The sequence below is a fragment of the Pseudomonas sp. NFACC32-1 genome (assembly GCF_900101215.1).
GTDB lineage: Bacteria > Pseudomonadota > Gammaproteobacteria > Pseudomonadales > Pseudomonadaceae > Aquipseudomonas.
On sequence record NZ_FMUL01000002.1, the window covers coordinates 406,119 to 419,601 of the forward strand.

Annotated in this window: 13 protein-coding genes; 4 read left to right on the forward strand and 9 right to left on the reverse strand. The window is 62.2% G+C overall.

Going from position 1 to position 13,483, the window contains the following annotated elements:
• Positions 1 to 106: 106 nt before the first annotated feature.
• From BLP99_RS05760 to dadA, 6 genes are all read right to left on the reverse strand, one after another.
• The gene (locus BLP99_RS05760) at positions 107 to 2,029 is read right to left on the reverse strand and encodes an acetyl-CoA hydrolase/transferase C-terminal domain-containing protein (RefSeq protein WP_072430951.1); all 1,923 of its coding nucleotides are present in this window, start codon (positions 2,027 to 2,029) and stop codon (positions 107 to 109) included.
• 140 nt (positions 2,030 to 2,169) lie between these two features.
• Positions 2,170 to 2,583 (reverse strand): c-type cytochrome, encoded by a 414-nt coding sequence (locus tag BLP99_RS05765; RefSeq protein ID WP_072390667.1) that lies wholly within the window; start codon positions 2,581 to 2,583, stop codon positions 2,170 to 2,172.
• A 183-nt stretch (positions 2,584 to 2,766) separates the two neighbouring features.
• Positions 2,767 to 3,315, reverse strand: a complete 549-nt coding sequence (locus BLP99_RS05770) for a cupin domain-containing protein (protein WP_072430952.1) — start codon at positions 3,313 to 3,315, stop codon at positions 2,767 to 2,769.
• A gap of 125 nt (positions 3,316 to 3,440) precedes the next feature.
• The gene (alr, locus tag BLP99_RS05775) at positions 3,441 to 4,514 is read right to left on the reverse strand and encodes an alanine racemase (RefSeq protein WP_072430953.1); all 1,074 of its coding nucleotides are present in this window, start codon (positions 4,512 to 4,514) and stop codon (positions 3,441 to 3,443) included.
• 97 nt (positions 4,515 to 4,611) lie between these two features.
• Positions 4,612 to 4,965, reverse strand: coding sequence for a RidA family protein (locus tag BLP99_RS05780; RefSeq protein ID WP_053148623.1), 354 nt, complete (start codon positions 4,963 to 4,965; stop codon positions 4,612 to 4,614).
• Positions 4,937 to 6,241, reverse strand: a complete 1,305-nt coding sequence (gene dadA / locus BLP99_RS05785; RefSeq protein ID WP_072458532.1) for a D-amino acid dehydrogenase — start codon at positions 6,239 to 6,241, stop codon at positions 4,937 to 4,939. Before dadA ends, BLP99_RS05780 begins: the two co-directional genes overlap by 29 nt.
• Before the next feature lie 154 nt (positions 6,242 to 6,395).
• On the opposite strand from dadA, the gene BLP99_RS05790 reads away from it, so the two are divergent.
• Positions 6,396 to 6,884 carry an Lrp/AsnC ligand binding domain-containing protein gene (locus tag BLP99_RS05790; protein ID WP_003206849.1) on the forward strand — a complete coding sequence of 163 codons (489 nt, stop codon included), beginning with the start codon at positions 6,396 to 6,398 and terminating at the stop codon, positions 6,882 to 6,884.
• Between the two features lie 17 nt (positions 6,885 to 6,901).
• On the opposite strand, the gene BLP99_RS05795 is transcribed toward BLP99_RS05790, so the two are convergent.
• On the reverse strand, positions 6,902 to 7,255 hold the full coding sequence (locus BLP99_RS05795; RefSeq protein WP_072390681.1) for a YkgJ family cysteine cluster protein: 354 nt from the start codon (positions 7,253 to 7,255) through the stop codon (positions 6,902 to 6,904).
• Positions 7,256 to 7,401: 146 nt separating this feature from the next.
• Here BLP99_RS05795 and BLP99_RS05800 point away from each other — a divergent pair, with 146 nt between their 5' ends.
• A complete protein-coding gene (locus tag BLP99_RS05800; protein WP_072430955.1) occupies positions 7,402 to 8,715 on the forward strand; it encodes an NAD(P)/FAD-dependent oxidoreductase in 1,314 nt (437 codons plus the stop codon).
• 68 nt (positions 8,716 to 8,783) lie between these two features.
• Here BLP99_RS05800 and BLP99_RS05805 read toward each other — a convergent pair whose 3' ends face one another.
• Positions 8,784 to 9,029, reverse strand: a complete 246-nt coding sequence (locus BLP99_RS05805; protein ID WP_072390687.1) for a DUF1127 domain-containing protein — start codon at positions 9,027 to 9,029, stop codon at positions 8,784 to 8,786.
• A 178-nt stretch (positions 9,030 to 9,207) separates the two neighbouring features.
• Here BLP99_RS05805 and BLP99_RS05810 point away from each other — a divergent pair, with 178 nt between their 5' ends.
• Positions 9,208 to 10,641, forward strand: coding sequence for an aminotransferase-like domain-containing protein (locus tag BLP99_RS05810; RefSeq protein ID WP_072390690.1), 1,434 nt, complete (start codon positions 9,208 to 9,210; stop codon positions 10,639 to 10,641).
• A 60-nt stretch (positions 10,642 to 10,701) separates the two neighbouring features.
• Positions 10,702 to 12,270 (forward strand): phospholipase D family protein, encoded by a 1,569-nt coding sequence (locus BLP99_RS05815; RefSeq protein WP_072390693.1) that lies wholly within the window; start codon positions 10,702 to 10,704, stop codon positions 12,268 to 12,270.
• Positions 12,271 to 12,293: 23 nt separating this feature from the next.
• Here the strand turns inward: BLP99_RS05815 and BLP99_RS05820 are convergent, their stop codons facing one another.
• The gene (locus BLP99_RS05820; protein WP_072390696.1) at positions 12,294 to 13,436 is read right to left on the reverse strand and encodes an MFS transporter; all 1,143 of its coding nucleotides are present in this window, start codon (positions 13,434 to 13,436) and stop codon (positions 12,294 to 12,296) included.
• Between the last annotated feature and the right edge of the window lie 47 nt (positions 13,437 to 13,483).

Below are 13,483 nucleotides of genomic sequence, written 5' to 3' on the forward strand. Positions count from 1 at the left end.
TGTGGGCGCAAGCCTGTTCGCGATGAGGTCGCACATCCAGCATCGAGTTGGCTGATAGTCCGCTATCGCGAGCAGGCGCGCGCCCATAGGCGTCTCAGGCTGATCGCTATGGCGCAGTGGCCTTGAGACCCGCCAGCAACAACCGCTGGGCCAGCTCCTCCTTCAGGCCTTCAGGGCTCGTCAGTTGCATCCGCTCCAGGTGCTGGGCAAATTCCCACGGCTGCGGTGCGTCCAGCGCGGCTTTACCCAATTCCAGGATCTCGGTGAGCTTGAACTTGCTCTTGAGCCAGTTCAGCGCCCGCAGCAGGTCCCGCTCTTCAGCGTCGAAATCGCAGCCCAGCGGGTACTCCGGGAAAAGATTCGGATGCCGTGCCTGGATCGTCTGCAAGCGCTGCGAAGTGTTCTCGGCGAATCGCGGATCGAGACGGAAATCCTTCGGCAGCTTGCCGGCGTTTTGTGCCTGCTCGATCAGCCCCGGCTGGAACCGGGAATCGCTGATATTGAGCAGCGCCTCGATCACTGCGGCATCGGTCTTGCCCCGCAGGTCGGCGATACCGTACTCGGTAACCACGATGTCTCGCAAATGCCGGGGAATGGTACAGTGGCCGTACTCCCAGACGATGTTGGAGCTGACCTCGCCCCCTGCCTCGCGCCAGCTGCGCAGCAGCAGGATCGAACGCGCGCCCTCCAGCGCATGGCCCTGGGCAACGAAGTTGTATTGCCCTCCCACGCCGCTGAGCACCCGCCCGTCTTCCAGCTGGTCAGCCACCCCGGCGCCCAGCAATGTCATGGTGAACACCGTGTTGATGAACCGGGCATCGAGCCGTTGCAAGCGCTTGAGCCGCTCCTGGCCGTACAGCTCGTTGATGAAACTGATACGGGTCATATTGAATTCGAGCCGCCTGCTCTGGGGCAGCTCGTGCAGGCGCTCGTAGAAACTGCGCGGCCCAAGAAAGAACCCGCCATGGATGCAGACGCCATCGGGCTGGGCCGCCTCGTCGAGGGTACCGGCGTTGGCCTGTTCCTGGGTCGGCTCGTCGGGATAGACCTTGCGCCGGATGATCCCCGCTTCCGCCAGCGCCAACAGGCCGTTGACGAACATTTCACTGCAGCCGTACAGCCCCTTGGCAAACGGTTCGACCCCGCCCTCGCGCTCGATCAACCGGGCCCACTGGCTGAGGTTCAGGTCCGCCAGCAGGGCCTGGTATCCGGCGTTGTCGGCCTGGCGCGCCAACAGTGCCGCCGTCAGCGCGTCGCCCATCGAGCCGATGCCAATCTGCAAGGTGCCGCCGTCGCGCACCAGGGTGCTGGCGTGCAGGCCGATGAAATGATCCTGGAACCCCACCGGCATGTTCGGCGTGGAAAACAACCGGTGGCTGTCCTTCTCATCGATCAACAGGTCGAAGGTGTCGATGCCGACCTCAGCATCGCCCGGCATGTAGGGCAGGTCGCTGTGGACCTGCCCCAGCATGAGGATCGTCTCCCCCTCCGCGCGCCGCTTGGCGATCATCGGCAACAGGTCGAGGGTGATGTCGGGGTTGCAGCTGAGGCTCAGGCGATCCGGGTATTGCGGGTCGCTCGCCACCAGTTGTGCCACCAGGTTCAGGCCGGCGGCGTTGATGTCCCGGGCCGCATGGCTGTAATTGCTGCTGACGTAGTCCTGCTGGGCCGAAGCACTGTGCAACAGGCTGCCGGGCTGCAGGAAGAATTGCTGGACCCGGATATTGGCCGGCAGGCTGTCCCGATGCAGGTCGGCGAGATAATCCAGTTCGGGGTAGTCGCCAAAGACACGCTCGATGAAGGGCTCCAGGAAACGCTTCTGCAAACCATCGCCCAGGTTCGGCCGTCCCAGGCTCAGCGCCGTGTAGAGGGTCAGCTGCCGCTCCGGCAGTTGGGCGATGCGTCGGTAAAGCGCGTTGACGAACAGGTTGGGCTTGCCCAGCCCCAGGGGCATGCCAAGGTGAATGTGCGTCGGCAACCGCTCCAGCACCTCGTCCACCGCCTGTTCGATTGAACACAATTGCACCATCGGCCCCTCCGACCTGCTCCGTGAATGTGGGTTGGACCGAGATTGACGGGTCTTGGTTGCGATGAACAGCGTTGCAAAGCCGCAGGCACAAAAAAGCCGCTCGTAAGCGGCTTTTCCGGATGGATGCGGGCTGTTGGCTTTTACAGGCCAGACATCTCTTTGATTGCGCCCTTGAGCTCCTCATCCGAGCAATCGGCGCAAGTGCCTTTAGGCGGCATGGCATTGATACCGGTGATGGCCTTGGCCAGGATACCGTCAAGACCGCCCTGGTGATCGGCACGCTCTTTCCAGGCCGCTTTGTCACCGATTTTAGGGGCACCCAGCAAGCCAGTGCCGTGGCATGCATTGCAGTGTTTCGCAATGACATCCTTCGGTGCCTTGGCCCCACCAGCGCCACCAGCCGAAGCGGCGACTTCCATGCCCTTGCATTCTTTCCCCTGAACACAAACCTGGCCGACGGGTTCAAGACGCTTGGCGATTTCATCGTTGGGCGCCGCTTGAGCGCTCGCAGCCCATAGGGCCAATACGGTTGCTGGTGCAGCCAGCATTTTCATAATTAGGTTCACGCGTACACCCTCAATGGTGGCTAGTCACGCCTGCGGCCACGGTTTGCAGGCGGGCGCAAGTATAGCGGTAAGCCTGCCACACTGAAACAACCCTAAAGTCGCAAGGGTCTTGTCAGCCATGGCCCGCTCACCCCCAGGCGCCTTTGCCATCCAGGCTCGGCGCCGTTTTTCCTAGAAATTGGCCGGCGTAGCTGCGCTGATCAGTCGCGCCGGCGTATCGAACGGATTACGAAAACGGTGTGGCTTGGTGCTCTCGAAATAGTAGCTGTCGCCTGCCTCGAGCACGAATGTCTCGGCCCCCACCACCAACTCCAACCGGCCCTCCACCAGGATCCCGGTTTCCTCGCCCTCGTGGGTGAGCATCTCGTCACCAGTATCGGCGCCAGGCGGATAGATTTCGTTCAGAAAGGCAATCGCCCGGCTCGGGTGCGCCTTGCCCACCAGCTTCATGGTCACGGCACCATCGGAGATGTCGATCAATTCGTTGGCTTTGTAGACGATCTGGGTAGGTTTCTCCTGGAGGATTTCCTCGGAAAAGAATTCGACCATGGACATGGGAATCCCGCCGAGAACCTTGCGCAGCGAGCTGATCGAGGGGCTGACGCTGTTTTTCTCGATCATGGAAATGGTGCTATTAGTAACGCCCGCGCGCTTGGCGAGTTCACGCTGGGAAAGACCTTTGAGTTTACGAATGGCTTGCAGTCGTTCACCGACGTCCAATGCAGGAACCTCCAGGGAGTGTTGTGTGGTAAGTGAGCGTTATCATGGCGACAGCGTTCAGTATTTACAACACTTTGGCCCGAATCCCGTGCGGTGAAGCGACCTCCGGTCGACCCAGCCTCGCCTCAGCCCTCGGAATAGAGCCGTGGCACTCGTCGCAGGTTACAAAAAATCTGATAGGGAATCGTCCCGGCGGCCTTCGCCACGTCACTGGCGAGCACGTGCTTTCCCCAAAGCTCAACGGTGGAACCGAGGCCGGCCTGGGGCAGGTGCGTCAGGTCGACACACAGCATGTCCATCGACACTCGCCCGACCAGTTGGCTGGGCTGTCCGTCGATCCGCACCGGCGTACCGGTCGGCGCCTGGCGCGGATAGCCGTCTGCATAGCCCATGGCAACCACCCCGACCCGGGTCGGTTGCGCGGTCACGAAACGGGCGCCGTATCCCACCGGCTCGCCGGCGGGCAATTCCCGCACGCTGATGATCTTCGACTCCAGTGTCATCACCGGTTGCAGGCGTGACGCCGTGGCCTGGGCCTCCTCGAAGGGCGTCGCGCCATACAGCATGATGCCCGGACGCACCCAGTCGCTTGGTATCTGCGGCCAACCCAGAACCGCCGGTGAATTGCGCAGGCTCGTTTCCGCCACCAGGCCCTGGCGCGCAGCCTCGAACACCGTCAGTTGCTGGACAGTGCTGGGGTCATGCAGCTCATCGGCACGGGCAAAGTGAGTCATCAACACGATCTTCGCCACCTTGCCGCTGGCCAGCAGTCGACGGTAGGCGCCTTGATAGTCCGCCGGGTGCAAGCCGACCCGATGCATCCCGGAGTCAAGCTTGAGCCAGACGGTGATCGGCTTGCTCATCGTCGCTTTCTCGATCGCTTCGAGCTGCCACAACGAGTGCACGACACACCACAAGTCATGCTCGACGATCAACGCCAATTCATCGGCTTCGAAAAAGCCTTCCAGCAGCAAGATCGGCCCACGGATCCCACCGGCCCGCAACTCCAGGGCCTCTTCGATGCAGGCCACGGCGAACCCATCGGCACTGTCCTGCAGGGCCTCGGCGCAACGTACCGCACCGTGCCCGTAGGCGTCGGCCTTGATGACCGCAAGGGCCTTGGCCCCTGTGACTTCGCGGGCCAGTTGGTAGTTATGACGCAGGGCTTGGAGATCGATCAGGGCACGGGCAGGACGCATGGCGGCAGACTTCTAATAGTCGGACAGGGTAAAAAACCGGCGCTGGCTGACGGCATGCACCATCAACAGCGCCGGGAGAGGGACTGGTTCGATCGGTTTACGGCAGCGCGGCCACGACCGACAGTTCAATGAGGATTTCCGGCTCGCAGAGCCGGGCCTGCACTGTGGCCCGTGCCGGCGCGACACCTTGGGGCAGCCATTTGTCCCAGACCGCGTTCATGCCTGCGAAATCCGCCTCGATGTCTTTCAGGTAGATCGTCACCGACAGCAAGCGGCTCTTGTCGGTCCCGGCCAGGTCGAGAAGACGCTCTATATTGGCGAGGGTTTCGCGGGTCTGTTGTTCAATGCCGGCGCTCATGTCGTCGCCGACTTGCCCGGCCAGGTAAACGGTGCCGTTGTGCACCACAACCTGACTCATGCGGTCATTGGTGAGCTGGCGCTGGATTGCCATGTTTCGCAGACTCCTGATGTTTGCTGCCATAACGGGAAATATCGAGGCCTTCGGCGCTGATCTGTGGCTTTTTCCGAGCCATCAGGTCCGCCAGCAGACGACCGGAACCGCAAGCCATGGTCCAGCCGAGCGTGCCATGGCCGGTGTTCAGGAACAGGTTCCTGAACGGCGTGGCGCCGACGATTGGCGTACCGTCCGGGGTGGTCGGGCGCAGGCCGGTCCAGAAACTGGCCTGGGCCAGGTCACCGCCCTGAGGATAAAGGTCGTTGACGATCATCTCCAGGGTTTCGCGGCGACGCGGGTTCAGGGACAGGTCGAAACCGGCGATTTCCGCCATGCCACCCACGCGGATGCGGTTGTCGAAGCGGGTGATCGCCACCTTGTAGGTTTCGTCGAGGATGGTCGAGGTGGGCGCCATTGCCGGATTGGTGATCGGCACGGTCAGGGAGTAACCCTTGAGCGGATACACCGGTGCACGGATACCGAGGGGCTTGAGCAATTGCGGCGAATAGCTGCCCAGGGCCAGGACGTAGCGGTCGGCGGTTTCCAGCTTGCCGTCGATCCAGACGCCGTTGATGCGGTCGCCGGCAGAGTCCAGGCGCTGGATGTTCTGGCCGAAGCGGAATTCCACACCGAGCTTGACGGCCATTTCCGCCAGGCGCGTGGTGAACATCTGGCAATCGCCGGTCTGGTCGTTGGGCAACCGCAAGGCGCCGGCGAGGATATCGGTGACATTGGCCAGGGCCGGCTCGACCCGCGCGATGCCTTCGCGATCGAGCACCTCGAAGGGCACGCCGGACTCCTTCAGCACCGCGATGTCTTTCGCCGCGCCGTCGAGCTGGGCCTGGGTACGGAACAACTGTGTCGTCCCCAGGGTACGGCCTTCGTAGGCAATGCCGGTTTCGGCGCGCAGTTCGTCGAGGCAGTCGCGGCTGTACTCCGACAGGCGCACCATGCGCTCCTTGTTGATGGCATAACGGCTGGCGGTGCAATTGCGCAGCATCTGCGCCATCCACAGGTACTGGTCGATGTCGGCAGTAGCCTTGATGGCCAGCGGAGCATGACGCTGCAGCAGCCACTTGATGGCCTTGAGCGGCACACCCGGCGCGGCCCACGGCGAGGCATAACCCGGCGATACCTGGCCGGCGTTGGCGAAGCTGGTTTCCATGGCCGGCGCCGGCTGACGGTCGACCACCACCACTTCAAACCCGGCCCGGGCCAGATAGTAAGCACTGACAGTGCCGATGACGCCGCTACCCAAGACCAGAACGCGCATTTTATGACCTCATCGCGGATAACCGCTGACGTTTGTTGTACACAGCTTTGATGCGCGCAGTTTAAAAAAGATCAGCCAGTGCTTTTCACTATATAAATGCCTATATTTGGCGAGAATTCTCGGCAAAAACCCTTTTCATGGAGGAGCATCCCCTGTGCGTACCAATACACAGACCAAACGCGAGCTGGACAAGATCGACCGCAACATCCTGCGCATCCTCCAGGCCGACGGGCGGATCTCCTTCACCGAGCTGGGCGAAAAGGTCGGCCTGTCCACCACACCGTGTACCGAGCGGGTGCGGCGCCTGGAGCGCGAAGGGATCATCATGGGCTACAACGCCCGGCTAAACCCGCAGCACCTCAAAGGCAGCCTGCTGGTGTTTGTCGAGATCAGCCTCGACTACAAGTCCGGCGACACTTTCGAAGAATTCCGACGCGCCGTGCTGAAATTGCCCCATGTGTTGGAATGCCACCTGGTGTCGGGGGATTTCGACTACCTGGTCAAGGCACGGATTTCCGAAATGGCCTCGTATCGCAAGCTGCTGGGAGACATCCTGCTCAAGCTGCCCCACGTGCGTGAATCCAAGAGCTACATCGTGATGGAAGAGGTGAAGGAGAGCCTGAACCTGCCGATTCCGGATTGAACCTGGGCGTTGCGGCGTCAGACCAATACCTGCCGATTGCTGGCCATGTACTCATGGATCTGCTGCTCGACCCGCGGATGGATCAGCTCCACCGGGCGCCGGCCATTGGGGCATGGCAGACTCGCCGTGGTGCCGAACAGCCGACAGATCAACGGTCGCTCGTCATAGACGGTGCAACCGTTCGGTCCCAGGTGAACGCAATCGAGCGCTTCCAGGGCGGCGTCCTGTTCGGCCCGGGTCTTGCGCGGCAGACGGGCCATTTCCTCGGGGGACGTCGTCACCGGTCCGCAGCAGTCATGGCAGCCCGGCACACATTCGAACGACGGGATCTGCTGGCGCAGCGTGCGGATTTTTTGACTGTTGCAACTCATCGAAACGGCTACCAAGGCGAGACAGTTCGGGATTCTGCCTTAAAAGCAGTGGGCCAGACAGCGTCGGCCGACCGATGTTGCTCACGAGCAAAGTCGCGGCTTATGCTCCGTAAAATTTCTCAAACATGACAATCAGGATTACGCACATGAACGCCCGTGTTCAGCAAGCTGTCCCGAGCCACGCACACGCCGCCTCCTATTACGCCGCCAGCAGCCTGCCACAGCCGGACCACCCAGTGCTGCAAGGCGAGCGGATGGCGGATGTGTGCGTGGTCGGCGGCGGGTTTTCCGGGCTGAACACCGCCATCGAACTGGCCGAGCGCGGCATGAGCGTCATCTTGCTGGAGGCACACAAGATCGGCTGGGGGGCGAGCGGGCGTAACGGCGGCCAGTTGATCCGTGGCGTCGGCCATGGCCTCGATCAGTTCGCCCCGGTCATCGGGGCCGATGGCGTGCGCGAGATGAAACTCATGGGCCTGGAAGCGGTAGAAATCGTCCGACAACGCATCGAGCGCTTTCAGATTCCTTGCGACCTGACCTGGGGTTATTGCGACCTCGCCAACAAACCTGCCGACCTGGAAGGTTTCGCCGAAGACGCCGAAGAATTGCGCGCCCTGGGTTATCGCCACACAACGAGACTGCTGCAGGCCCACGAGATGCACAGCGTAGTGGGTTCGGATCGCTACGTGGGTGGCCTGATCGACATGGGCTCGGGCCACCTGCACCCGCTGAACCTGGCCCTGGGCGAAGCCGATGCGGCACAGCGCCTGGGGGTCGGCCTGTTCGAGCAATCGGCGGTCACGCGCATCGACTACGGCCCGGAAGTGACGGTACATACACAACAGGGCTCGGTCCGCGCCAAGACCCTGGTCCTGGGTTGCAATGCCTATCTCAATGGCCTCAACCAGGAACTGAGCGGCAAGGTGCTGCCGGCCGGCAGCTACATCATTGCCACACAACCCCTGAGCGAGGACCTGGCACAGCGTCTATTGCCACAGAACATGGCTGTCTGCGATCAGCGAGTGGCGCTGGATTACTATCGTCTTTCGGCGGACCGACGCTTGCTGTTCGGCGGCGCCTGTCATTATTCGGGGCGGGATCCGCAGGACATCGGCGCCTATATGCGTCCGAAGATGCTCAAGGTCTTCCCGCAACTGGCTGATGTGAAAATCGATTATCAGTGGGGTGGGATGATCGGCATCGGCGCCAATCGCCTGCCGCAGATCGGCCGGCTGAAGGATCAACCCAATGTGTATTTCGCCCAGGCTTACTCAGGCCATGGGGTGAATGCCACGCACCTGGCCGGCAAGTTGCTGGCCGAGGCCATCAGCGGGCAACAAAGCGGCAGGTTCGATCTGTTCGCCCGGGTGCCCCATATCACCTTCCCCGGCGGCAAATACTTGCGCTCGCCGCTGCTGGCGCTGGGCATGCTGTGGCACAGGATGAAAGAGCTGGTCTGATCCATGGTGGGGTGTGGCGAGGGCATCCAGACTCTCGCCATCCCCGTCTGCGCTTGGCGAGCGATTGCTCAAAGCCGCCAGAATGGCTTGAGCCCCTCCTCCCTCGCCTGTTCACGCGTCAACCCGATATCCCGTAACTGTTCGGGCGTCAGCTCCAGCAAGGCCTTGCGTGTATGCAAGCGATGCCAGAACAGGCCCCAGCGGCTCAGGCAGGCAGGCCCGCTGCGCAGCATTGGATTGCGCAACTCCCTTTCCTGCCCCGCCTGGAGTTCCTGACCGTGCAGCGCCAGCCGTACATCGCTCAAGCCGTTCATTTTCATCGCTCCTGTTTACTTGGGTAGCCAGAGCTTTCATGATGCGCGGACGGCCAAATGCAATACAGATTCAACCACTGTCTTTTAGAAGCATACAGATAAGGCTTTTCCGTCACTGAATCCTGTTTTTCCCGGCCAACTGTATCGGTATCGTTCTCACCTCTATCGAGAGTACGCCATGACCCTCTACGTGAACCTCGCCGAATTGCTCGGCACTCGCATCGAACAGGGCTTCTATCGTCCGGGCGACCGGCTGCCGTCGGTGCGGGCCCTGAGCGTGGAGCACGGGGTCAGCCTGAGTACGGTGCAGCAGGCCTACCGCGTATTGGAAGACAGCGGCCTGGCGATGCCGAAGCCCAAGTCCGGTTATTTCGTGCCGGTCAGCCGAGAATTGCCCGAGCTGCCGGCGGTTGGCCGCCCGGCCCAGCGTCCGGTGGACATCTCCCAATGGGACCAGGTGCTTGAACTGATACGTGCGGTGCCGCGCAAGGACGTGGTACAGCTGGGGCGCGGCATGCCGGATATCCACTCACCGACCATGAAACCGCTGCTGCGCAGCCTGGCGCAAATCAGCCGCCGGCAGGATATGCCGGGGCTGTATTACGACAATATCTACGGCAACCTGGCACTGCGCGAGCAGATCGCCCGCCTGTTACTGGCTTGCGGCTGCACGCTCGGGGCGGGTGACCTGATCGTCACTACCGGTTGCCACGAGGCGCTGTCGGTCAGCATTCGCGCCACTTGCGAGCAAGGCGATATCGTCGCGGTAGACTCCCCCAGCTTTCACGGCGCCATGCAGACCCTCAAGGGCCTGGGCATGAAAGCACTGGAAATCCCCACCGACCCACTGACCGGTATCAGCCTGGATGCATTGGAACTGGCGTTGGAACAGTGGCCGATCAAGGCCATACAGTTGACGCCCAGCTGTAACAACCCGCTGGGCTATATCATGCCGGACGCCAATAAACGCGCCCTGCTGACCCTGGCTCAACGCTTCGACGTGGCGATTATCGAAGACGATGTGTATGGGGAACTGGCCTACACCTATCCACGACCACGCACGATCAAATCCTTCGACGAAGACGGCCGAGTCCTGCTTTGCAGTTCGTTTTCCAAGACCCTGGCACCCGGCCTGCGGGTCGGCTGGGTAGCGCCGGGACGCTATCTGGAACGGGTGCTGCACATGAAATACATCAGCACCGGTTCCACCGCCCCGCAGCCGCAGATCGCCATCGCCGAGTTCCTCAAGGCCGGGCATTTCGAACCCCACTTGCGCCGGATGCGCACCCAGTACCAGCGCAATCGCGACGTGATGATCGATTGGGTCAGTCGCTACTTTCCGCCGGGTACCCGGGCCAGTCGCCCACGGGGCAGCTTCATGCTGTGGGTCGAGTTGCCCGAAGGCTTCGATACGCTGAAGCTCAACCGGGTCCTGAACGACCAGGGCGTACAGGTCGCCGTCGGCAGCATCTTTTCCGCGTCGGGCAAATACCGCAATTGCCTGCGGATGAACTACGCTGCCAAACCAACGGCACAGATCGAAGAAGCCGTGCGCAGGGTCGGTGCGGCCGCCATCGCGTTGTTGAACGAAAGCCAACGCGACGTCGTCTGAACTTACGCAGGGAAGCAGCACCCGACAGCCGATAGATGCCAACTTGCGGAACGCTCCTACGTGAGACCCAGACCGATCCTGACTGCTCTACTGTTAATCGCCTCGCTGTTGGGTGGCTGCGCCAGTCTTGATGTCACTCGCGAGCCGTCCCAGGCGCTGCCGGCCTCACAGTCTTCCTTCGGCCGCTCGGTCCAGAGCCAGGCCGCCCCGCACGAGGGGCGCTCGGGGTTCCGCCTGCTGTCCGACAGCGCCGACGCCTTCTCCGCCCGCGCCGAGCTGATTCGCCAGGCCCAGAGCAGCCTGGATTTGCAGTACTACATCGTGCACGACGGCATCAGCACGCGGATGCTGGTGGATGAGTTGCTCAAGGCCGCCGACCGCGGCGTGCGAGTGCGGATCCTGCTGGACGACACCACCAGCGACGGCCAGGAGCAAATCATCGCCACCCTCGCCGCACATCCACAGATCGAGATCCGCCTGTTCAACCCGCTGCACCTGGGGCGCGCCACCGGTGTAACCCGTGGCCTGGGGCGCCTGTTCAACCTGTCGTTGCAGCATCGGCGGATGCACAACAAGCTCTGGCTGGCGGACAACAGCATGGCGATCGTCGGCGGGCGCAACCTGGGGGATGAATATTTCGATGCCGAGCCCAACCTCAACTTCACCGACATCGACCTGCTAGGCGTCGGCCCGGTAGCCGAACAGCTGGGACACAGCTTCGACCAGTACTGGAACAGTGCCCTGAGCAAGCCCATCGAGCAATTCCTGTCCCATCGCCCCACCGCCCAGGACTTGGCCAACAGTCGCCAACGCCTGCAGGAGTCCCTGGAACAGACGCACAAGGAGAACCAGGCGCTGTACCGACAGCTGACCACCTACAGGACTCAGCCACGCCTGGATATCTGGCGCACTCAGTTGATCTGGGCCTGGAACCAGGCATTGTGGGACGCCCCTAGCAAAGTGCTGGCCAAGGACGAGCCGGATCCGCAGTTGCTGTTGACCACGCAGTTGGGACCGGAGCTGACGGGGGTGCAGGACGAACTGATCATGATTTCGGCCTATTTCGTGCCCGGTCAGCCAGGGCTGGTGTACCTCACCAGCCGCGCCGATGCCGGAGTCTCGGTGAGCCTGCTGACCAACTCACTGGAAGCCACCGATGTACCCGCGGTGCATGGCGGTTATGCGCCCTATCGCAGGGCGTTGCTGGAGCATGGGGTACGCCTGTTCGAACTGCGCCGCCAACCCGGGGATACCGGAGGCAGCAGCCCCCACCTGTTCTACAGCAAGTCCTACGGCGAATCGGATTCCAGCCTGCACAGCAAGGCGATCATTTTCGACCGGCAGAAGTCCTTCATCGGGTCTTTCAATTTCGACCCGCGCTCAGTGCTGTGGAACACCGAGGTAGGCGTCCTGGTGGACAGCCCGGAACTTGCCGGCCAAGTGCGTGAGCTGGCCTTGCAAGGCATGGCGCCGCCGCTCAGCTATCAAGCCCGGCTCAAGGATGGCAGGCTCGTGTGGAGCACCGAGGACAACGGCAAACTGCACGACCTGGACAGCGAGCCGGGTAGCTGGTGGCGACGCTTCAACGCCTGGTTCGCCACCACCGTGGGGCTGGAGCGAATGCTGTAGGCGCTGTGTCGCGCTTGCAGGATTCAGGCGGTCTGCGCGGTGCCAAACGCTCCCTGGCGCAACAACAGGATCACCAGCCCGAACGCTCCCACGGCCATGAACAAGGGCAGTGCATGGCCGCTGATCCACTGGCTGCCCGCGCCCGCCACCAAGGGGCCGATCAAGCAACCGATCCCCCACAGCTGGGCGATATGGGCATTGGCCCGCACCAGCGCATCGTCGCGATAACGCTCGCCGATCAGGATCAACGACAAGGTGAACAATCCGCCCGCACTGGCACCGAACAGCACCCACAGGGGCCAGATCAGCAAGGTATCGATCAACAATGGAACAGCGAGGCTGGACAAGGTCAGCGCCACCGCGCAACCGGCGAACAGCGAGCGGCGCGACAACCGATCGGCCAAGGCTCCGATGGGCAGTTGCAACAAGGCATCACCCACAACCACCGTACTGACCATCGCCAAGGCGATATCGGCGCTGAACCCCTGGCGCAGGCAATACACCGGCAACAGCGTCAGGATCATCGCCTCGAACGCGGCGAACAGCGACACGGCCCAGGCAATCGCGGGCAAGCCCCGGCAGAAACCCCATAGATCCCTGAGCGTAACGCTGCAGGCTTCGCTGCTGGGAGCACCGCTACGGCCAAGCAATAACAGCGGCGAGACCAGCAGCAGGGCTACGCCCACCCAGAAGCCGTAATCGTGCTCGGTGCCCAAGGCGCCGAGCAGCAACGGACCAGACAGTTGGCTCAAGGCGTAGCTGCTGCCATACAGCGCCACAAGTCGGCCCCGCCACTGTTCAACGACCAACTGGTTGATCCAGCTCTCACCCAGAATGAACACCAGGGTCAGGACCACACCGATCAACAACCGCAATACCAGCCATACCGGATAGCTGGGCAACAGCGCCAGCATCCCGATGGACACCGCGCCGCCCCAAAGGCACAGGCGCATCAAGGCCGCCGTGCCGAAACGCGCCGCCAGGCGGCTCGACACCTTGGCACCGAGCAACACTCCCACGGCCGGCATGGCCGCCATCACTCCAATGGCAAACGAGCCATAGCCCCAGCTCTCCAGGCGCAGCGACACCAGCGGCATGCTTACGCCCAGGGCCAGGCCGACGCTCAGGACTGACGACAACACGGCGAAATAAGTCGCCCAACGCATTTCCACGCTCCTGTGGACAGTTATTCGCTTTTCAGTGTTCGCCCAAA